Here is a 21,136-nt window from a genome sequence, read left to right as displayed (position 1 = left end):
ATCAGGGTGCCGGCATCGGCATCCACACCCCCACCTCCACCCATCCCGACCGGCCCAAGCCGCTATGTGCGGACAACCGCAGCCACGACCGACTGCTACGCGGTCTACGAGCCGTGGGCGAACGTGCCGCCGCCACCCTCAAGCAGCGCTGGCGCGCACTCCAGCACATCACGCTCAGCCCCAGCCGCATCGGCGTCATCGCCCAAGCCGCCCTCATCCTCAACAACACATGGAGCGAAACTCGCTGAGAAAACCTGAGTGGGGTGAATTATGACTATGCGTCGTTCGCTGCCGGTGCTCATCGCCGCCCTCGCCGCCTTGCTCGGCTCCCTCCTCGCCCCGGCCGCGGCGGCCGGCCCGGACCCCCGTGCCGCGGGCGGCCCGCCACCCGTCGTGCCCCGGCCGGCGCAGTGGGAGGGGCTGGGCGGCACCGTCGCCCTGACCCCGCACTCGCGCATCCTGCTCGACCCGGGCTCCCGCGCCCGTACGACGACCGAGGCCGGCCGGCATGAGCTGCCGGGCCCCGCCCGGCAGACCGGGCAGGACTTGGCCCGGCAACTGCAAGCCGACATCGAGGCGGTCACCGGGCTGCGGCTGCCGACCTCATCCGGCGCATGGGCGACATGAAGCTCAACACCCTCTTCCTGCACCTGTCGGACTCCGAGGGCTTCCGCCTCTACAGCCCGAAGTTCCCCGGGCTCGCCGACCGCGAACACAGCTACACCCGCGCCGACATCGAGCGGCTGAAGGCGCTGGCCGCCCGCCACCACGTGCAGGTGATGCCGGGGATCGACGTGCCCGGGCACGCGACCGTGGTCAGCGAGGCGTTCGGCATCGGCTTCGGTGCCGGGTCCGACCCGTGCACCGGCGCGCACACGCACTCCCATCTCACCCCGGACTGGATGATCGACATCACGGACCGGCGGGCGATCAGGAAGACGAAGGAGATCGTGGCGGAGTTCAGCGGCTGGTTCGACGCCCCGCTGTTCAGCATCGGCGCCGACGAGCTGCCCGGGCAATTGGAGCAGTGCCCGCGCGTGCAGCACCATCTCGCCGAGGACCCGGGCGTCAGCACCCTCGGGGACCTGCTCAACCGCTACATCAACGATCTCGACGACGTGGTGACGGGGCGGGGTAAGCGGACCGCGATCTACAACGGTTCCGAGCACATGGAGGCGCCGCAGCAGCGGGTGCACTCCTCGGTGGTCTTCCTCACCTGGGAGGGAACCGGCAGCGAGCCTGTGATCCCGGGCCACGACGAGATCGCCATCGGCCCCTTCTACGTTACCCCGAACAACTACCACAACCTCTATCCCGACGAGCCGTGGATGTACCAGCGGTGGGTGCCGAACACCGCACCCGACATGCTCGGCTCCGGCCTGATGAACTGGGCCGACTACAACTTCTGGGCCGAGGACGAGTACTTCGAGCAGAAGATGGCGGCCCCGCGGGCGCTGCTGGCGGACCGTGCCTGGAACGGCTCCGCCGTCCCCGATTCGCTCGCCGGCTTCCGGACCCGGGTGGCGGCGCTCGGCGACCCGCCGGGGGTCCGCCCCGCACCGCAGCCGCCCCGGGCGGACGACGGCCGCCCCAGCCACCACTGGACCTTTGACGCCGCCCCGTACCCGGCCGGCTGGACCTACGCCAGCCGGCCGCCCAACACGATCATGGCCGAGGACGTGGCCGGCGACCTGCCGGGCACCTCGTACATCATCAACAACCCCACCCTCATCGACGAGGGCGTGCGCGGCCAGGCGTTCCGCTTCGACCATGACAAGGATGGGGTGGGCTTCGGCGGCCTCGACGTCGCGGCACCCTGGACCGCCTCCACCTGGGTCAAGCTCACCGGTACCACCAGCGACCAGGTGCTGCTCAGCTCCCGCGCCGACGCGCTGAAGCTGCAGCAATACGGCACCGGCAAGGTCGGCTTCACCCGCTTCGGCGTCGCCGACCACAGCTTCGACTACACCCTGCCGCTGAACCGCTGGGTCCACCTCACCTGGGTGGCCGAGCCGGACCGCACAACTCTGTACGCCAACGGCGAACCCGTCGGCGCCGTCAACGCCTCAATCCCCCTCCCGCAGAGCTCGATCGGCGCACCGCACGCAAGCCTCCGCGGCGACCTGGACGAACTCGTCACCTGGGACGAGGCCCTGACGCACACTCAGGTACGGGAGCGCTTCACCGCGTACGAACACTGACCCTCGACGAGCAGTTCCGCCTCGGCAGCGCGGCGGCGCGATGGTTTGCGCGCCGCTGGCGACCCGGGTGGCCCGACGCCTCCGACATGGTCGGAGGCGTCGGGCCGGTGTGACGGGCCGCGGCTCGGCCCGCACCCGGCGAGACGCCTGACGGGCCGCTCGATCCGACCGGCCGACGACATCATCTTCCTGGACGCCGGTGGCGGCGGCCTTCACGTTGCCGGTGCGGATTACGGACCCACGAGCTGCGCCGCGGCCAGCGCCGACGCAACCGTTCCTCCGGTGACCACCGCCGAGGCCGCGAGCAGCGGAATCCTCGGGGTCCACGTGCGCAGCGCCCGCGAGCGGGAGAGCCGGTCCAGCAGCGCGTCCCGTCCGCGCAGCACGATCAGGCCAACCCCGGTGAGGGTCAGCGCCATGCCCAGGCCGAAGGCGGCGACCATCGCCAGGGCGATGGCGACCTTGCCGGTCAGCAGGCCCGTGAGCAGGACGAGGAAGGCGGACGGCGAAGGCAGCAACCCGCCCGATACACCGAGGAGGAGCAGTCCTCTCCAGGTCAGCAGGGAGGAGTTGTCCGGAAGGCGATGATTATGCCCGTGGTTGTGCCCATGCTCGTGCGTGTGCCCGTGATGCTTCCAGTGGCGTAGATGCCGCCGCAGCAGGCTCACGCCCACCCCCGCCACCACCAGCGCCGCGATCATCTGGAGCCATCGCGTCAGGGCCGCGATATCCGGCAGGCTGCTCGCCGCCAGCCACCAGCCGACGGCCAGGGCGGTGACCGAGACGGTGTGCATCAGGGCGACGCTCCCGCCCAGCCACACCGCGTCACGCGGTCTGCCCTGGCCGGCCACCAGATACCCGGCCGCCATCGACTTGCCGTGCCCAGGCGAGCAGGCGTGGAGCGCGCCGACCGCCGCCGCCACCAGCAGCGCCACCGGCAGAGCAGCCCCATGGTCCAGCAGTGACGTCAGGTCGGTGGTCCAGGACCAGGTCCGCGCCGCGGGCCCGGAACCGGCGGCCCCCGGCGTGAGCGCGAGCGAACGCGTCGGCTCCTGCGCCGTGTGCAGACCACCGCTGCCCGTGTCCGTCACCGACAGCGTCCGGTACGCCGGATCGACGTCCGTCAGCGCCGTGATCGTCAGGTCGATCCGGTCCACCTGCCTCGGGCAGACGAAGTGGAGCTCCAGCTCCACGCCGTCAGCCCGCTCGGCGCGGCACGGCCGCCCGTCCTGCCGCACGGCGATGTGGGAGCGCAGATAACCCGCCGCATCTCCGCTGGACTCCTCTCTCAGTACAGCGACATCGTCCGGTTGCGCGGACCAGGTCACGTCGACATCGGTGCCCTTGGCCTCGACGCTAGCGATGGGCGGTGTTCCGAGGGGGTGCGCCTGCGCCGTCCCCGCGCTGCCGAACAGCAGCGCGGGGACGGCGGCCAGCAGAAGCAACACCCCGGTGCGCAGTGCTCGCACGGTGCTGCTTCTCCCTCAGTGCCGGAGCGCGGCGAGCGCGTGAACAGTGCCGTCGTCGGTGAGGGCGAAGACCCAGTCACCACTCACGGAGAGCGCCGAGGCCACGCCCGCGCCGAGGTTGTACGAAGCGGACAGCTCGCCGCTCGCCCGGTCCAGGACGAGCAGGCGCCCGTCCCACGTCCCCACGTACACATGGGACTTCGTCACCAGCGGGTGCATCGTCGGCGAACCCGGTCCGGCAGCACAGCCCCGGGCTGCCCGCGACGGGTCGTCTGCCGGACTCTCCCCGGGCAGGTAGCCGGCTTTGGACTCCCACACCGGCTGCGACGGATCTGCGGCGCTCGTGTCGTAGGCACGTACGACGCCGTCCCGGCCCGCGACGTACGCCGTGTCGCCCCACACGGCCGGGCTGGTGACCTGGGGCGGGCCCGGCTCGCAGGTGCTGCTGGTGCCGAGCCCAGACTGCCAGGTCACCGCCCCCGTCTCCGGATCGTGGCCCCGGACCCCGGACGCCGTGAACGTCACCAGCTCCGCCTCACCCGTCTCCGGGTCGGTCAGCGCGGGCGACGAATGGCTGTCGATGCCGCCGCCGGTGTCCTTCACCCACATCTGGGTGCAGGTCGCGAGGTCCATCGCGATGAGGGTGTTGCTCGACATGGAGTGCAGATAGACGGTATTAGAGCCGGGCTGGCGGATCGCGGTGCTGTGGGCTTGACCCCACGAGAACGCCGCCCCGAAACCGCCGGGGAGCATCTCGCCGGTCCCGGCGTCACGGCAGCGGATGTTGTGCGCGTCCTGGTACACGGCGACCGAGCGATCGTCATCACCCGCGAGGGAGAAGACGCTGACCGGCCCGCCCGCGCGGCCGTAGCGGCGCACGGTGTCGCCATGGGTCTCCTCGCGGTCGATCGCCTGCCAGGCGATCCGGCCGTCCGCCGCGTCCAGCGCGTAGATACGGCCCACGGCGGTCGTCAGGTAGACCTTGCCGCCGTGCAGCGTCGGCGCCGACTCGGCGTCCCCGTCCAGGTAGGTGCGCCAGATCTCCCGCCCGGTGGCGATGTCGTAGGCGACCACCATGCTGTACGGAGAGTCGAAGGCCCGGGACGAGACGATGAGCTTGCCGTCCGCGACGACGGAGCCGTTGAGGTTGAACTGCTCGCCGGTCTGCCGGGCCCACCTGAGGTCGACCAGCGCGCCCGGGTCGTCGCCGCTCGCCGAGCGCCCGGCCTCGCCGCCGCCCTGCCGCAGCCAGTCCTGCCCGGTCCGCGGCGCGTCGAGCTCGGCGTCCGGTACGACCTCGAAGGTGTTCGTGACCGCGGGGAACGCCTTGCCCCGGGTGTCGTAGGCCACCGACTCGGCCGTATAGGTGCCGGGCCGCAGCCCGCTCAGGTGGCCGGGCGCCCTGGTCCACGAGCCGCGCGCTTCGGGGCAGGGCTCGGGCTCGCCGCCGGGCGGGGTGTAACAGTTCTCGATGCCGGGCGGCGCGGCTGCGACGCCGAAGCGTAGCTGGTGCGTCTGTCGCGTCACGACACGGCCGCTGCTGTTGCGCACGGTCAGCGAGGCGCGCTCTGGCGTGCGGCCGTTGTCCTCCGCGTACACCTCGACGGGCACCCCGTGCCCGGCGCCGTGCACACTGCCCTGTGCGGGACTGACGAGCGCGGCGTCGTTGTCGATGGCGAACTGGCGGTGGATGCCGGTCACATAGCCCGTGTCCTCGTTGCCGGACGTGCCCGGGTCGTCCGTGATGGCGCTGAAGTCGAGGACTTTGTAGTCGGGGCGGGCGCCGTCGATGCCGTAGTTGCCCTGGTTGTTGATCTCGACCGACCGCTCGAAGGCGCCGCGCCGGAACTCCGCCTGCTGGTTGTGGCCCGCGGCGACCATCCGCACGTCGTAGTCCGCGAGCAGGTCGATCGTCGGCTGCATGCCCGCGCCCGGGCCCCACTGGGTGAACAGGGAGCGGTGCGCGAAGACGAACACCTGCTTGCCGACCGCGTTGCGGGCGAGGTCCTCGCGCAGCCACTCAAGCTGCGGTGCCAGCCCGCTGGAGTCGTAGTTGTCTTCCAGGACGACGATATGGCGGCCGTTGCGGTCGAAGCTGTACCACTCGGGGCCGAGGTTGCGGCGCCAGTACTCCATGCTGCCGCCGTAGCCCTGGGAGGTGGCCGTGCCGCCGAAGTCGTGGTTGCCTATCACCGGGTAGAAGGGATGACCGAGCTGCCCCTCCCGCAGGCCCTTGCTGAGCACGTCGAAGCCGCCCTGGCGGTACGGCTCGGCCGCGTAGTCGGTGACGGTGAGGTCGCCGGTCGCGATCTGCATCGTAGCGCCGTCGACCTCGGACATCGCCTGGACCTCGCTGGTCCACCGGGCCACGTCGCCGGGAGACCCGTCGCCCCCGCGGTTGCTGACCTCGACGTCGGAGTTCATGATCCACGTCTCGGTGGGGTCCGCGGCGTTGCGGTCGGGTACGAGAGCGAAGTCGACTCCCTTGCCGCCGGCTTCGGGGACTTTGCGGAAGAACTGCGGGACGTAGTCCTCGCGCAGCACGGGCGTGTATCCGTCGGGCGACACGACGCTGACCAGATCGCTCTCCCGCCGCGTCGGGTCGATCCGAAGGCTGTACGAGCCGTCGTCCCCGGTCGTGGCCCACGTGGCACCGTCGTTGACGTCGACGCCGGGCATGGGTCTCTCACCGGGGTCCCGGCTGCCGTTGCCGTTGCGGTCGTCGAAGACGGTGCCCTCGACGGTGACCGTCGCGGCCGCATCCGCACCGTCGTCGGCGAGGGCCGGCTGGGGCGCGAGGACGGACGCCGCGACGACCCCGGCGGTCGCCAGTTGCAACCGGCGCCGGGTGCGCCGCGGTGCGCGGATGAACGCCGGCAGCCGCCAGGCGGCGAGCAGCAGCACGGCGCCGGCCGCGGTGAGGCCGGCGACCGTGAGCCAGGGGAACGACGGCGGCGCGTGCGCGCCGCGGATGTCGACGAGCGAGGCGGCGGCGGAGGCGTCGGCCACCGTGCCGTCGAACTCGACTACGACTCGGGTCAGTCCGCCCTGGTCGATGAGCGAGCTCAGGTCGAGCGTGGGGACGTGGCAGTTCCACGCCAGTTCGATGACGACCCCGCCGGGCGCGCCTCCATCGTCGCCGGGCACGCCGGAACCGGTGGCCGGGCAGGGAGCCGAGAGCAACCCGGCTGCCCAGTCACCGGCCTGTTCGGGGGCGACAACGGAGTTCGCGACGATGAGACGGCCGCTGGTGACGTGGTCACCCGTTGTGACCACGAGTTCGGCGTGCTCGCGCGTGACATGCGCGGACGCCGTCTGGGCGCCGACGCCCAGCACGAGAAGAACCAGCGCGGCGGCGAGCCCGCCGGCGCTGCGTATGAGTTTCATGAGGCGGACGCTAGTTTTCGCGACTCAGTTACCGGCCGGTCGCGCGTGAGCCTTCGTCGTGCCGTCGGGGAGTGTTCAGCTTCCTTTGATCCACCGTTGGGACATGGGCCGAATGGTCGGACCTATCTGGGGCCCTCAGCGGGAACCGGGAGAGGTCCGCCCTCTCTATCGGGCATTCATCGGTTGTCTGATGCCCAGGTAAGCAGTGTCCGAACGGCGGTCAGCCATCCATTCCACTTGCGCTGCGTGCATGCACGCGATGGATGATCCCGCCCCTTCGGCACCGCGCCAAGCGCCTTCCCCTCCTTGGCCCAAGCGCCGTCCGCTCACTCCGGCCGGGCCGGAGCGAGCGGACGATCGGGTTACGCGCCGGGCTGTCCCCTGACGATCACCTCCGCAAGTGACAGCGGATCGGCGGCCGAGGCGAGCTGGACCCGCACGTAGCGCCCCTTGGCCCCGTCGAGGTCGAGGGTGGTGGGCCGTCCCGCGGTGTCGGCCTGGTGCCGGGCCGTCACTCCCGGTGCGGCCTTCGCCTCCTCCAGCGAGTCGGTGGCGAAGGGAGTGTCGGAGACGAGCACCCAGTAGTCAGACAGGCGCTCGGAGCAGCAGTCGGCCCTGTTCCAGATCTCGATGGAGTCGATGGCATGGGACTCACCCAGGTCCACCTGCCACCAGGCCTGGTCTGACGGCTCCGCGGTGTGAGTGACCGAACCGTCGAAGAACGCGCCGCTGGTGTTGCCGTCCACGGCCCGGGAGGGCAGGCCCTCATGCGCCGTGCTGACCTGGGTCGCTGTCTTGCCCACGGCCACGTTGGGCGGCACCACCGTGACGCTGTCGGGGAGTTCGACGATCTTTCCATCACCCGTTGCGTCCACGGTGAGCGTGTAGTCCCCCAGGGGGGCCGCTGCCGGTACGGTCGCGGTCATGGTCGTGGTGAAGGTGCCGCCAGGTGCCAGGCTCGTGTACTCGGCGGCGGCGCCGGCCTCCCAGCCTTCCGGCGTACGCAGCACGGTCGTCCCGCTGACCGGCTGGGCGCCCAGGTTGGTCACGTGCACCGGGATGTCCGCCGACGCGCTCCTTTCGAGTTGGTCCGGCGCCTCCAGCCAGGACACCACCCTGCCGGCCTGGCCGACCAGCATCGTGTCGATCCGCAGACCGAGGTCCTCGCCGGGGTGCGTCGGCTCGTCCAGGCGCACGGTCACCGGTGTAACGACTCCGGCCGGCACTCTGAAGGGGCCGATGGCCTTGGTGGTCAGCTCGCTGCCGCTCACCACTCGGGACTTGTCGCCGACCGTCACGCGGTACGAGGCGTCGGGGCGGGCCTGGCCGCTGAGGGCGATCGAAATGTCGGAGGACCTTGGGATGGTGATGTGCGCGGTCTGTCGCACGGTGGTGCGGCGGTTGCTGCTGTAGGTGCCCTGATCGGCGTAGCTGTGACCGGACTCGATGTCTGTCGGCTGGATGGCGGCGCTGGTGTCGCTGCCGAGGTCGACGGTGTTGCGGGGGATGACCCGCAGCTCGCCGGCGAGGTCGACCCGGATGACCGGCAGGACGTCGTCCCGCGGCTGCTCAGGCAGCGTGACGACGAGGTCGTCGCCGTCAAACCGCCAGTCGAGCCCGGATGCCGCTCCGTCTTCGCGGACGTCGTGCACCGGGGTGGCCAGGCCGGGCAGGCGCAGTTGACGGTCGGCAGGCCAGTTGGTCACGTGCAGGAACAGTTCGCGGTCGTTGACGGTCACCTCGCCCCACGGCTGGCCGCCGAAACGGGTGGCCGACGCGTCGAGCACCGCGCCGGGGTGGCGGTTCAGCCAGTCGCCGATGCCGTGCAGGACGTCCGCCTCGAACTCCACGACCGAGCCGTCACCGCGCGGTCCGATGTTCAGCAGGTAGTTTCCGCCCCGGGCGCGCACGCTGGTGAGCCCCGTGACGAGGTCGCGGACCTTGCCAGGAAGGTCGTCACGCTTCTGCCAACTGCGGTAGCCCCACGTTTCGTGGTAGATCGACGCGGGTGTCTGCCACGCGCCGTCGAGAGGCACGTCCGGGACCTCGTTGTCGCCGAGTGTCCGGAAGTCCCCCTTGTTGTTCCATATCCGGCTGTTGATCGCCGCGTGCGGCTGGTGTTCCCGGACGATGGAGGCGAATGCCTCACTCTGGGCCGCGGTCGGCGCCGACATGTCGAACCACACCTCGGCGATGTCGCCGTAGTTCGTCATCAACTCCCGGATCTGCTGCTTGATCACCGGCTCCATCGACGCCGGGATCGGGTTCTCGTTGCTGCCGTCGAAGCCGTGCCCCTGGTGCCAGTCCACCAGCGAGAAGTAGAAGCCGAACTTCAGCCCTTGGGAGCGGCACTCGTCGGCGAGCGCCCTCATCGGGTCCTTGCCGTACGGGGTGGAGTCCACGATGTCGTAGGTGGTGGAGTCCGTGTCGAACATCGAGAAGCCGTCGTGGTGCTTGCTCGTGATGACGATGTAGCGCATCCCCGCTTGCTTGGCCAGCGAACAGATCTCGGCCGGGTCGAACCTATCCGGCTGGAACCGCTTGGCCACTTCGAGATAGTCCTCGCCGGAGATGTTCGCCCACATCTGGATCTGCTCGCTGTAGCCACGTGTGACCGGCTCCCCCTGCCACACGCCGCCCAGCTCGGAGAAGAGACCCCAGTGGATGAACATGCCGTACTGGAGACGCTGCCAGGCCGCGACGTCCGCATCCTGGCTGTGCTCGATCGCTCCGGGCACACCTCGGACGCTGGGTTGCTCCGGGGCCGCAGGCCCCGCCATCGCCCCCGGCCCGTATACGGCCAGTCCGGCCATCGCCAAGATCGCCATCATCAAAACCAACGCTCTTCGCATCTCACTGCCACCTCCTCACGGGAACCGGGATAGACCCGATCTTTGAGCCGAACAGAGTCGTTGCTCTTTCGTGAAACACCCATAAAACGAGGAAACACATCGGATGTTAACCACATCCGCTGGCCGCGAGTAAGCCCCTGGACGCAGGATGTCTCGGCGCCCGGACAGGTCTCGACCGTCCAAATGAGCCAACTGCACCTCAAATGAGCCGAGTTCATCGGATGCGGTTGCTCCAGCCGCCCGGCGAGGGGCCGGTCGGAGCCGGCGAGCTGGACGCGGATGTAGCGTGCGGGGCGGTCGACTTCAAGATTCAGCGACGTCCCCGCCGCGGCACTCTGATAGGAGTGCCAGACCCCCTTCTGGTTCTTGGTGAGCTCGGGGTCGTTGGAGGTGAACGGGGTGTTGGAGGCGAAGACGTAGAAGTCGCGCAACCGGCTGTCGCAGCAGTCGGTCCGGTTCCACAGCTTGATCGAACTGACCGGCTTGGCCGAGCCGAGATCGACCTGCCACCACGGGTCGGCGTCCAGCGGGGTCTCGGAGGTTTGCGAGACCGAGCCGGCCCGGAAGTCGCCGTCGGTGTTCCCGTCGATGGCCCGATCGGCGTTCGCACCCGATGCGTGCGTGCTGGACTGGGTGGCGGTCTTGAGGACGCCGGGGGCGACTGGTTCGACGTCTTCGAGCTGTCCGACGCCCGGGTCGCCCTGGTGGTCGGCGATGTGGTGGGCCACGGAATCAATGCCGCGGCCACCATGGGACGGCTCCGAGTCGCGGTGCACACCCTGGCCGCCATGGATCTGCCGCCCGACGAGGTGCTGGCCCGCCTCGACGATCTCGTCATCCGCCTGATCGAGGAAGAGGCTGCCGGCGAGGGGGCCACGGCCACCGCCGTCCTCGGCGCCACCTGCCTGTACGCCATCTACGACCCGGTCACCCGACGCTGTGTCGCCGCCCGCGCCGCCATCTCCTGCCTGCCGTCGCGGCCTCCGGCGGTGGCGTGTCGTTCCCCGATCTTCCGGCCGGTCCTCCGCTCGGCCTCGGCACGCTGCCGTTCGAGTCCGCGGAGTTCGCACTCGATGAAGGCAGTCTCCTGGCGCTGTTCACCGACGGCCTCGTGGAGTCCCGCGAGAGGGACCTGCAATGGGGCCTCGATGAGCTGCCGCTGCGCTGGACCACCCCGAAGTCCCGCTGAGCAGGTCTGCGGCACACTGCTGAACACGATGCAGGGCGGGCCGCAACGCGACGACCTGGCACTCATCGTCGCCCGCGCCCTGGGCCCCGACGAGGTCACGTCGTGGGAACTGGCCACCGACCCCGCCGTGGTCGGCGAAACACGCGCGTTCGTCGCGGCCGCACTGGAAGCATGGGGCCTGGATGAGCTGACGTACTCCACGCAACTGATCGTCAGCGAGCTCGTGACCAACGTCATCCGCCACGCCGTCGGCCCCATCCGGCTGCGCCTGATCCGGCACTCCGTGCTGATCTGCGAGGTCGCGGACGACAGCAGCACAGCGCCGCGCATACGCCACGCCCGGGTGATGGACGAGGGCGGTCGCGGACTCTTCCTGGTGGCACAGGTGGCGCACCGCTGGGGCACCCGGTACGTCCCGGACGGCAAGATCATCTGGGCCGAGCAGAGGCTGCCCGAGCAGCCCCGGCCCTGACGTCGTACGGCGACTTCGCGGCAGACCGTGCTCCCTCGACCGGGGCACCGGCGGTAGCGGGCTCCGGCTCGTTCGACACTGTGCCGCCGAGGACGACCGTGGCGCCCGTCCTGGCTGCGCCGGTAGACCGTGCCGTGGCCTGCACAAGGCCCGGAACGGGCGTCAGGTGGCGCTGCCGCCCAGGTGAGGATGGCTGCCGCCCGCCCCAGAGCTCCCGGGAACCACCAGTGCGAGCTTGTCGGCGGTGAAGTCGACCACGCCCGGCGATCGATCTCCTCGCTGCCCGGCCATCGGGCTCCGGGCCGCGCCAGCACTCGGGCATTCTCGGTCGGTACTGGCCCAGCAGAAGGATCAACTTCAGCGTTGTGTCCAAGGGGTCCATGGAGTGACGTGTCCGCGAGCTTGAGCGGGCGCCCCTGCACGGGCCGTGCCCTGGCCTCGCCGTTCGTGTCCTCCCCCGGCCGGCCACCCGCAGTCGGTCGGCGGCCACCCCGTCCCCGTAGCATCCCAGGCCACCAGCCCACCTCCGCCGAAACATCACAGACGGGTAACGCCACGGGACGTTGCCTTCCCTCTCACGCTCCTTATCCAGTGACCCCCACCAACAGGAGGACTGTTGTGACAAGGCAAGGACGGCACCGGTTGACGCGGTGGAAGGTGGCGCTCCCGGGAGGCGGCGCAGCCGCCCTCGTGCTCGCGCTGTTGTGGAGCGCTATGGGCATGCCCGGCTGGGCGGAGGAGAACGGCTCCGCGGACCCCGGCAGGGCGGCCCCCGTGGTGCGGACTGCGCCCGTCGGCCAGGTGGCGTGTGATGACGGAAAGGAGGGTGACGGCAAGGGCCGGTATCAGCCCGTGTACGTCTATCGCTCGGAGGCCGGGCCACAGAAGGGCGGGCCGGCCGCGGTGCAGCACATCATGTGGGACATAGACCAGATCTTCGAGGCAAGCGCGAAGCGTTACCCCGGGTTCAACGACAGCCGGCGCCCCCGGATCGTGCAGGACGAGAGGTGCCGGCCCGCCGTGATGAGCGTCAGTGTCGACGGGCTCGCGGAGCAGCACTCCATGAGCGAGGTGCGTTCCCTGGCCCTGGAGGCCGTACGGGAAGAGATCGGCGGGACGGAGGAGCAGGCGAACGAGTGGCTGGGCACCCACCGGCTGCTGTACTTCTACGACACCGGACAGCCCGATGGGTGCGGCACCGGCGGGATGCCCGGGCCCGACTCGCGGGCCGACATGCACAGCGGGTGGGCCGAGGTGTCCTGGGGTTGTGCGGGTGCAGGCGCGATGACGCACGAAATGATCCACAACTTCGGGGTCACGCACTGCGACGAGGATGGTTCCCAGGGCAACGACCCCATATGCCGGGGCTACGACAGCACACCCCGCTGTGACGACCCGCGTGCGGGCTCCGTGCTGGACTGCGTGCGTGACGAATTCGCCTACTTCCACCCCCGGCCGAAGAAGGGCAGCCAACTCGCCGAGAACCCGCGGCAGAACGTCGCCAACAGCCCGTACCTGATCCGCAACAAGCCGGCGAAGCCGGTGGCGGCCCGTCTCGCCGAGCAGGCGAGCGGCAAATGCCTCGAAGCGGCACGCAAGGGTGCCGGGCTGCGGCTCGCGAAATGCGGCGGTGACGATCAGACCTGGGTGCGGCGGATCAGCGGCCGCGGCTGGTTCACCTTCCAGTTGGGCACGAAGTGCCTGGCGAAGGGGAAGGAGGGCACGCCAGTGCTCGCCCGGTGCGCGAACAAGGCGAGCCAGCACTGGTGGGTGAGCGACGGCCAGGGCGAGGCGCGCAACGGCTACGGCCTCGTGCCCCGCACCGGCGTGGAGCAGGTCGGGGTCAACGGGGCGGCGACCTTCGTGATGCGCAAGGGATGAGGCCGGTTCAGCCGCCGAAGGTGTCACCCGCGCAACAGCAGCGGGGTGGCAGAGCGGCGAAGTGACTCGTCGTCGTACCGACGGCAGGGCGTCGGACAGCCCTCTCTACGTCGCCGTGCTTTCCCCGGTCGTCCAGACCGGGGAAAGCACGGCGACGAGCCTGCCCGGACGAAGGCGACCACGTCGTCTCCGCCCGGGACGCGCATCCCCTCGACGCCTGCGACGGCTACTGTCGTGTCGCAGGCCCCGAGGGGCGAACCCTGCACACGCATACCGTGTTTCACAACGGATTGATAACGTCGCGGGATGATGCGCCCGGTGGCCGCTCCCCCCTTTGCGAAGGATCCGGCCGCCGCACCCACGGAATGACCGCCATGCGCAGAAGCTCAAGCACCACCGTCCCTACCCCTGCCGGTACCGTCGCGAGCGACGCCGACCTGACCGCCCGTATACGCACCGGCCCGCACGACGCCGCCGAGGCCGCGCTCGACGAGCTCTACCGACGACACCGTGAGCCGGTACTTGCCTACGCGCGCAGCTGCACCCGCGACCCGCATACCGCCGAGGATCTCGCCTCGGAGGCGTTCGCCCGCACGCTGCACGCCGTCCGCGGCGGCAGCGGCCCCGACGCAGCCTGGCGACCGTACCTGCTCATCACCGTGCGCCGCACCGCCGCCGCCTGGGCCCACTCCGCCCGGCACACCGAACTCTCCTCCGGCTTCGAGGCATGGCTGTCGGAAACCGCGGTGACCGAGAGCAGCGAGGAGCAGGTGCTGGAACGTGAAGACGCCGCTCTTCTGCTACGCGCTTTCCGCAGCCTTCCCGAGCGCTGGCAGACTGCACTGTGGCACACGGCCGTCGAGGGCGAGCCGGCGGGCCGCGTCGCACCGCTGCTCGGCCTCAGCCCGAGTGGTGTCACTTCTTTGACCGCGCGTGCCCGCGAAGGGCTGCGCGAGGCGTACCTCGCCGCACACGCGACGGACCCGGCAGCGCCGGAGGAGTGCCGCCACTACACGGGTCTGCTGGCGGCCTCGGTCCGCCGCGCCGGGCCGGGCCGGCGCGCGCAGCGCAGCCTGGCCCGCCACTTGGCCGTCTGCCCCCGCTGCCGCCGCGCCGGGCTTGAGGTACGGGAGCTGAACAGTTCCCTGAGCGCCGTGCTCCCCGCAGGGCTGCTGCTGTGGGGAGGAGCCTGGTACGTGTCGCAGGTGGCGACGGTCTCGGGGACCGGTGTCTCCGCCGGAGCGGCGGCCACCACCGCGGGAGCCGCCGGCACCACCGGAGGAGCCACCACGTCCACCGGGCTGGCCGCAGCCCTCAAGGCCGGCGGAGTCGCGGCCTCCGTCCTCGTCATATCCCTCGGAGGCTACGCGATCTGGCCGAACGGCGGCGGTGACCCTCCGCCCTCGCCCTTCCCCACCGCGCCCGCCACCACTGCTGCTCCGGACCCCACGCCCGCGCCGCGGCAGAGCACGCCCGTGGAACCGCCATCGCCACCGCGAACGCCTTCCCCGTCCCGTACGCCGCCGCAGCGCACATCTGAATCGCCGGCAACGGCACCCCCGGAGTGGTCACCGGCGGCCGACGACCGCACGGTTCTGCCGATCGCGTCCACCGGCAGGTGTATGGACATCTCCTCGGCGGAGGGGGCGGAGCCGTACGAGGCCGAGTGCGACGGCGGCCGAAGTCAGCAGTGGGAACTGGTCGTCGACCGCGGCGCCCAGCAGGTACGCATCCGCAACCACGCGACCGGCATGTGCCTCACCCACACCGGCACCGAGGCCGACGGCGCCCCGGTCCGCCAGCGGTCCGACGCCTGCCAGTCCTCGGCGGCCACCGCCCGATGGACCTACTTCCTCGATCAGGCCGGTCAGGTCGCCTTCGCCCAGCCGGGTTCCAGCCTGCACTTCCTCGGCCTGGACGACTGGCACGCCGCGGGTGAGGGCGAGCCCCACGCCCCCGACATCGGCACGACGACGAACTACTACAACACCACGTCACTCCGCTTCCAGTACGACGGAAATGCCTTCCGCGGCTGAACGCCTCGCACCCGCAAGGGGCTGCGCGAGCCACCCGCGCGCGGCCAACCCGGCGGCACCGGAAAGCAGGGGTGGAGGAGCGCGCCTCCTCCACCCCTGCGTCAGGATGCCGGAACCGGATCAGCGACCCCGCCCGGCATCACCGCGACGGCGTGAGCCTCACACGCCCGCGACCTCCTTGATCCAGTCACGGTTCTTGGCGACGTCCGTGTAGCCGCTCCAGCTGCCTCCCGGGATGGGGCTGACCGCACTCACGCCGGCCTGCACCCACTGCCCGGTCTGCGGGCTCTGCACGCTCAGCGGCCCGCCCGAGTCACCGGCGACCGCTCCGCCGTCGCCACCGAAGCACAGCATCGTGGGGCTCGCGCTGGTGCAGTCGGTGTTGATGACGGTCCCACTGGCGTACTTGAGCCGGACAGGCAGGTCACCGCTCCAGTCGGCGTTCTCGACGCCCCACCCGAAGATCGCGGCCGGCTGGTCCTTGGCGATGTCACCTGCGTTGGCCAGGTGCGAATAGGTGGTGTCGACGTCCCGGTCCAGCTCCACCAGCGCGATGTCGTTGCCCGGCCAGTTGTAGCCGGGGTGACGGACGACTCTGACGCCGCTGGCGGTGGTGCCGCCCTGGGTGCGGTCCAGTGAGCCCACCCGCACCTCGGGGGTGTCGCCCTCGCCCGCACAGTGGCCCGCGGTGAGAACCCAGCGGGGGGCGATGATCGTAGCGGTGCAGAACGCGCCACCGTTGTAGAGCGCCGCGATCCAGGGCGCCTCGGTGGTGACCGTACCGCCACCGACGATCTTGGTGTTGATGCCGCCCGGCGCGCTGTCCGGGGTGGCGTCGGCGGAAGCGGTGGCCGTGCGGGCACTGGCCGCTGCCGCGGTCGAGACGCCGAGCAAGCTCACTGCCAGCGTCATGAGCACCGCTATGAGCAGTGCTCGCGTGGGGGGTCGTTCTCGCATGACTTACTCCTTTGGTTGTTGAACGAGCCGTTCGTGCCGTCGCTCGTGGCTGAGTGGCGGAATTCGCCACGCGGCCGGCATGCGGTGGAGCACGCGGCCGGTAGCCGCATGTCGCGACATGTCAGGGACCTGCCAACTTCAACCGACGCAGCAGTCGTGGGCTGCGGAACAGGGAGGGGTCCCTGCCGGGCCCTGGTCAGGTAGGCCCCGGCACGGACGTTGATCGGGGGGTGTGGGCCGGGCACCGCGCGGTGGTGCCCGGCCCACGAGGGGAACATCGGCCCCGGCCCTGCCCGGTGTACCGGAGCCGATGGCAATCGGGCCTTCAGCTGGTTCGGCTACGTGAAGGCCCACTTCTGGTTGGCACGCCCGTGGCAGTCCCAGACGATCAGCTGGGTGCCGTCGGCCGAGCTGTTGCCCGTGGCGTCCAGGCACTTACCGCCGTTGCGGATCGTGCCGTCGGACTGCACCGACCAGTCCTGGTTGGCGCCGCCGTTGCACTCCCAGAGTTGGACCTTCGCCCCGTTCTCCGTGCCCCCGGCAGCTACGTCCAGGCACTTGCCGAGCGAACGCAGCGTGCTTCCGGTGGTGGTCCACTTCTGATTGGCGCCGCCGTTGCAGCCCCACAGTTGGGCCTTCGTCCCGTTCGCCGTACCGAAAGCGTTCACGTCGACGCACTTGTCCCCGATGCCGACGATCTGCTCGCCGGCCCCGGTGGTGCCCTGTCCGACGCCCGGCCCGGTGAAGGTCATCGAGTCGATGTCGTACGAGTTGTTCCCCGGCGTCTTGAACACCAGGAACAGTTCCGTGGTCCCGCCGGATGCGGTGACGTCGACCTTCGGCGTGCTGGTGTAATTGTCCCAGCCGCCGGTGCTCTCCATCGGCACCGAGGCGATCAGTTCACCTGTGGGCGAGCCGCCGCGGAGTTCGACCGTACCGCCGCCGGACGGCGAGGAATACCGGAGCGAGACCTGGTCGATGCCGGTGAAGTCGACCGGCTTGAAGGAGATCCAGTCGTCGTTGCTGATGTCGCCGATCCGGGCTCCGGACTCGGCGCCGGCCTGCGAGACGACCCGCACTCCGGACTGCCCGCTGAAGAACTCGGCCTGCTTGTGCTTGGGCTGCAGCACCGTCTTCGTGCTGCCGGTCAGCCCGGGGACGCCGTCGGCGCCCTTGTCGGTGTAGGTGGAGGTGGCGACGTAGAACGAGTTCACGTCGGCGTGCGCCGAGTCGGTCTCCGGCTTGAGGGTGCCCGAGCAACCGGTGATCGCGTCCGTGTCGTGCGCGTGCCCGTCATGGCCCAGTGAGGGCACCGTCTTGACCTTGGAGCAGTCGACCTCGCCGTCCTCGGGGTCGGTGACCTCCACCGTGTACGGGATGGAGTCGCCCCACTCGTACATGCCTCCGTCCGGGATCGACAGCTTCACCGTGGGTTCGGTGTTGCCGGAGGTCACCGTCACGCTCGTCGTGCCGGTCTTGCCGCCCGCGTCGGTCACCTTGAGGCTCGCGTTGAACTGGCCCTTCCCCTGATAGGTGTGCGTGGGGCTCGCCTCGGTCGAGGTGGCGCCGTCGCCGAACGTCCACTCATAGGTGACGTCCGTGCCCTCCGGGTCGTTCGAGCCCTCGCTGGAGAACTTCACCTCCAGCGGACTGGCTCCCGAGGACGGCGTCGCCGTGGCCTTCGCGATCGGCCGACGGTCGCCGGTGGTGTAGTCGATGCGGTAGAGCCCGGAGTCCGCGTTGTCCCTGCCGAAGCCGGTTCCCCACTCCAGCAGGTACATCGCGCCGTCCGGGCCGAACTTCATGTCCATCGGCGACTTGAAGGTCATGCCCGGCAGGAAGTCGTTGATCTTCAGCAGCTTCCCGTCCTGGTCCAGGCGGAACTCGTGGAGCGTGTTGCGCGCCCACTCGCCGAAGAACGGCGTGTTGTCGAAGTAGGCGGGGAACTTCGTCTCCGACGGGTTGTCCGGGTCGTACTGGTAGACCGGGAACGCGGCCGGCGCCTCGCCGCCTCCGCCGAGTTCGGGGAACTTGCCGCCGTTCGCTCCGTTGCCGTACCAGACATCGGCCTTCTTGGCCGCCGGCAGGTCGGTCAGGCCGGTGTTGTGGGGGGAGTCGTTGACCGGTTTGTCGCAGTCGAACTTCGGTCCGGACTGGCCGGTGGCGAAGTCGTAGTCGTTGTACGGGATGTTGTCACCGATGCAGTACGGCCAGCCGTAGAAGCCGGGCTCCTTGATGATGTTCCACTCCACCGTGGCCCCGGGGCCCCGGTCGGGGTTGTCGTTCGCCGCGTCCGGGCCGTAGTCGGCCGCGTAGATCGTGCCATCGGTGGGGTCGACCGTGAAACGGAACGGGTTGCGGAAGCCCATGGCGTAGATCTCGGGCTTCGTCTTGTCGGTGCCGGGCGGAAACATGTTGCCGTCCGGGACCGTGTAAGTGCCGTCGTCCTGCGGGTGGATGCGCAGGATCTTGCCGCGCAGGTCGTTGGTGCTGGCCGAGGTGCCCTGGACGTCGTTGTTCGCGTTGCGCTCGTCGATCGGTGCGTAGCCGTCCGACCGGAAGGGCTCGATGTCGTCGCCGGTGCCGATGTACAGGTCCTTGTTCGGCCCGAACGTGAGGTAGCCGCCGGTGTGCCCCGGCTCGGGGCTCTGCCGCGACGATGGCACCTTCATCAGCACCTTCTCGCTCGACATGTCCAGCGAGTCACCATTCACCGTGAACCGGGACACCCGCGCGATGTCCTCGCCACCGCCCGCCGGCGAGTACATCAGGTAGATCCAGTTGTTGGCGGCGAAGTCCGGGTCGAGAGCCAGGCCGGTCAGTCCGTCCTCGCCGCCGGTGTAGACGTCGAGTGTGGCCGCGGTGCTCACCTGTCCGGTGTCCGGCTTGTGCAGCTTCACCTTGCCGCCGTACTCGGCGTAGAACACCCTGCCGTCGTCCGCGACGTCCAGCGAGCCGGGTCCGACCGTGCCTTCGTCCAGGGCGACCTTCTCGTAGCCGGACCACGTCGTGGGCCCGCAGTCGGCCTCGACCTTGCCGCCGGCCGATTCCACGCCGCCTGCGATGTGCTCGATGAACTCCGGCTCGCTGTACGAGGCCGGGTCATGGCCCATGGCGGTGGCCCAGACGTCACCGCCCTCGGCGTTGCGGCACCACGAGATGGGGTGGTCGGCGCCCATCGCATCGCCGCCCGGGTCGTACGTGGTCTCGTCAGCGGTGACGAGGACGTGCACGTCGCCGCGCGGGTTCTTGTCGAAGTTGTACCACTCCTCCTTGCGTACCCAGCGCTCGGGCAGGCCCTTGGTCGAGGGGTGCACCTTGTCGGCGACCTTCGCCGTGCCCTGGAGCACGCCGGGCGAGTGGGTGGGCATGTGGGCCCCGCCGTTGATGAGGTTGTCCCACCACGGGAACTCGTCGTCGATCTGCATGTCGAGCGTGTTGTGGATGGCCGCGATGCCCCCGCCGTTGTTCACGTACTTCTGCATGGCCTGCCGCTGGGCGTCGTTGTCCCACACCATGCCGGACGTCTGGAACATCACGACCACGTCGTACTGGGCCAGCGCGTCATCGTTGAAGACCGACGAGTCCTCGCTCTTCGTCAGCTCCCAGCCGCGTTCTTCGGCCAGCTTCTCGAACATGGGGATCCCGGCCTCGATGGCGGGGCCGTGCCGGTACGCCCCTTCTGCCGTCTTGGAGAACAGCAGGACGTGAAACCCCCCGGGGTGCGCAATGGCCGCCGGGGCGGCCAGCCCTGCCATGAGGAGGACAGCGCAGAACATGGTCAATATCAATCGCGCAGGTCGTGATCTCATGCGGCTCCTTGGATTGGTCGGATCACTTGGACCGTAAGAATGATCGGTTTTGTGGCATCTGCTCTCGCCTGCCGAACTGGTGAGTGGCCTTGCCCGCGGAGCAGAATTCAGATGTGTCGTCGTCCGGCCCGTCGGAGTTTCCGACGCCCCCGCGGGGAAGCGACGGGCGGCGAGACCACCGGTGCGGCAGGCGGGGCATGGCCGCCGCACCGGTGGGGCATTTGTCGTCAGGCAGTCGGCCCGCCAGGGCCGGGTCCGACGAGGGTGGTCATGGCGTGGCGGAGGAAGGCGAGGCCGTCGACGGCGATGGCGTCCTGGTCGGGTGCCAGGGCCCGCCATACGGAGGCGGCGACGGCGGCGGGGGCCAGGGCGCTCGCGTCCAGCAGCTTCGCCGTGCCGGCCGGGTGCCAGTCGCCGGGCTGCTCCAGCGGCAGTTCGACGCAGTCGAAGCCCCAGCCCGCCAGCCGCGGCAGGACCGCGGTCAGCGCGCGTTCGGTGACCGGGGAGTGCCAGATCCACGGGTTGGCGCCGATCAGCCGGTTGCCGGCCGGCATTATTCGCCGCCCCAGTCTTCGGGGTAGCCGGGCAGGTCCTCGCAGCCGCAGGCGCCGTAGTGCAGCGGGGGCATGCCTTCCCTGTAGTACTCGTCGAAGTTCTCCTCGGTGACGACGGGCTGCGGAAGCGTCCACTCCTTGGGCACCTCTTCGCCGTTGAGGATCTTCAGCGCGGCGATCACGGGCGTGCGCCACTGGAACGTCGGGTACGTCGGTGCGATGGCGGTCAGGTCCTTGTCCTGCCACGCCTGGAGGAAGTCCTGCTGGTCCTCGCCCGTGATCGGCGGGATGTCCTCGCCCGCGTCCTCGAACGCCTCGACCGCGGC

At 70.0% G+C, this 21,136-nt stretch carries 12 protein-coding genes and 2 pseudogenes; 6 read left to right on the top strand and 8 right to left on the bottom strand.

The features are described 5' to 3' along the window. The 3 genes from B124_RS34490 to B124_RS34480 all read left to right on the top strand — a co-directional run. The coding region (locus B124_RS34490) for a transposase family protein (RefSeq protein ID WP_496506974.1) at nucleotides 1–248 on the top strand (248 nt) is incomplete at its 5' end. Between the two features lie 22 nt (nucleotides 249–270). After that, nucleotides 271–627 carry a hypothetical protein gene (locus B124_RS34485; RefSeq protein ID WP_496506973.1) on the top strand — a complete coding sequence of 119 codons (357 nt, stop codon included), beginning with the start codon at nucleotides 271–273 and terminating at the stop codon, nucleotides 625–627. Beyond that, nucleotides 615–2,201 carry a family 20 glycosylhydrolase gene (locus B124_RS34480; RefSeq protein WP_496506972.1) on the top strand — a complete coding sequence of 529 codons (1,587 nt, stop codon included), beginning with the start codon at nucleotides 615–617 and terminating at the stop codon, nucleotides 2,199–2,201. Before B124_RS34485 ends, B124_RS34480 begins: the two co-directional genes overlap by 13 nt. A 230-nt stretch (nucleotides 2,202–2,431) precedes the next feature. On the opposite strand, the gene B124_RS34475 is transcribed toward B124_RS34480, so the two are convergent. From B124_RS34475 to B124_RS34460, 4 genes are all read right to left on the bottom strand, one after another. After that, nucleotides 2,432–3,670 carry an urease accessory protein UreH domain-containing protein gene (locus tag B124_RS34475; RefSeq protein ID WP_496506971.1) on the bottom strand — a complete coding sequence of 413 codons (1,239 nt, stop codon included), beginning with the start codon at nucleotides 3,668–3,670 and terminating at the stop codon, nucleotides 2,432–2,434. A 15-nt stretch (nucleotides 3,671–3,685) separates the two neighbouring features. Beyond that, the gene (locus B124_RS34470) at nucleotides 3,686–7,057 is read right to left on the bottom strand and encodes an outer membrane protein assembly factor BamB family protein (RefSeq protein WP_496506970.1); all 3,372 of its coding nucleotides are present in this window, start codon (nucleotides 7,055–7,057) and stop codon (nucleotides 3,686–3,688) included. Nucleotides 7,058–7,419: 362 nt separating this feature from the next. Further along, the gene (locus B124_RS34465; protein ID WP_496506969.1) at nucleotides 7,420–9,795 is read right to left on the bottom strand and encodes an alpha-L-fucosidase; all 2,376 of its coding nucleotides are present in this window, start codon (nucleotides 9,793–9,795) and stop codon (nucleotides 7,420–7,422) included. Between the two features lie 92 nt (nucleotides 9,796–9,887). Beyond that, nucleotides 9,888–10,637, bottom strand: a complete 750-nt coding sequence (locus B124_RS34460; RefSeq protein ID WP_496506968.1) for a discoidin domain-containing protein — start codon at nucleotides 10,635–10,637, stop codon at nucleotides 9,888–9,890. Here B124_RS34460 and B124_RS34455 point away from each other — a divergent pair. The 3 genes and pseudogenes from B124_RS34455 to B124_RS34445 all read left to right on the top strand — a co-directional run. Further along, nucleotides 10,554–11,570 (top strand): annotated as a pseudogene (locus tag B124_RS34455) (SpoIIE family protein phosphatase); the annotation flags it as partial. The gene B124_RS34460 and the pseudogene B124_RS34455 sit on opposite strands and share 84 nt — an antisense overlap. A gap of 642 nt (nucleotides 11,571–12,212) precedes the next feature. After that, nucleotides 12,213–13,451 carry a ricin-type beta-trefoil lectin domain protein gene (locus B124_RS34450; RefSeq protein ID WP_496506967.1) on the top strand — a complete coding sequence of 413 codons (1,239 nt, stop codon included), beginning with the start codon at nucleotides 12,213–12,215 and terminating at the stop codon, nucleotides 13,449–13,451. A gap of 374 nt (nucleotides 13,452–13,825) precedes the next feature. Continuing rightward, nucleotides 13,826–15,487, top strand: coding sequence for a sigma-70 family RNA polymerase sigma factor (locus B124_RS34445; RefSeq protein ID WP_496506966.1), 1,662 nt, complete (start codon nucleotides 13,826–13,828; stop codon nucleotides 15,485–15,487). Nucleotides 15,488–15,646: 159 nt separating this feature from the next. On the opposite strand, the gene B124_RS34440 is transcribed toward B124_RS34445, so the two are convergent. The 4 genes and pseudogenes from B124_RS34440 to B124_RS34425 form a co-directional block, all read right to left on the bottom strand. After that, nucleotides 15,647–16,444: a S1 family peptidase gene (locus B124_RS34440; RefSeq protein ID WP_496506965.1), complete on the bottom strand. Its 798-nt coding sequence runs from the start codon at nucleotides 16,442–16,444 to the stop codon at nucleotides 15,647–15,649. Between the two features lie 338 nt (nucleotides 16,445–16,782). Continuing rightward, nucleotides 16,783–20,223 carry a ThuA domain-containing protein gene (locus B124_RS34435; protein WP_496506964.1) on the bottom strand — a complete coding sequence of 1,147 codons (3,441 nt, stop codon included), beginning with the start codon at nucleotides 20,221–20,223 and terminating at the stop codon, nucleotides 16,783–16,785. 260 nt (nucleotides 20,224–20,483) lie between these two features. Beyond that, nucleotides 20,484–20,810 carry a hypothetical protein gene (locus tag B124_RS34430; protein ID WP_496506963.1) on the bottom strand — a complete coding sequence of 109 codons (327 nt, stop codon included), beginning with the start codon at nucleotides 20,808–20,810 and terminating at the stop codon, nucleotides 20,484–20,486. Then, nucleotides 20,810–21,136 (bottom strand): annotated as a pseudogene (locus tag B124_RS34425) (ABC transporter substrate-binding protein); the annotation flags it as partial. The gene B124_RS34430 and the pseudogene B124_RS34425, both read right to left, overlap by 1 nt.

The organism is Streptomyces sp. CNP082 (assembly GCF_059570535.1).
Note: the sequence above shows the minus strand (reverse complement) of the source record. Positions and strands in the feature narration are given on the sequence as shown.

What these genes read in the sequence shown, in the direction of transcription:
- B124_RS34445 (WP_496506966.1), top strand. Translation starts at nt 13,826, where the DNA reads ATGCGCAGAAGCTCAAGCACCACCGTCCCTACCCCTGCCGGTACCGTC.
- B124_RS34480 (WP_496506972.1), top strand. Translation starts at nt 615, where the DNA reads ATGGGCGACATGAAGCTCAACACCCTCTTCCTGCACCTGTCGGACTCC.
- B124_RS34485 (WP_496506973.1), top strand. Translation starts at nt 271, where the DNA reads ATGACTATGCGTCGTTCGCTGCCGGTGCTCATCGCCGCCCTCGCCGCC.
- B124_RS34440 (WP_496506965.1), bottom strand. Translation starts at nt 16,444, where the DNA reads ATGCGAGAACGACCCCCCACGCGAGCACTGCTCATAGCGGTGCTCATG.
- B124_RS34430 (WP_496506963.1), bottom strand. Translation starts at nt 20,810, where the DNA reads ATGCCGGCCGGCAACCGGCTGATCGGCGCCAACCCGTGGATCTGGCAC.
- B124_RS34435 (WP_496506964.1), bottom strand. Translation starts at nt 20,223, where the DNA reads ATGTTCTGCGCTGTCCTCCTCATGGCAGGGCTGGCCGCCCCGGCGGCC.
- B124_RS34470 (WP_496506970.1), bottom strand. Translation starts at nt 7,057, where the DNA reads ATGAAACTCATACGCAGCGCCGGCGGGCTCGCCGCCGCGCTGGTTCTT.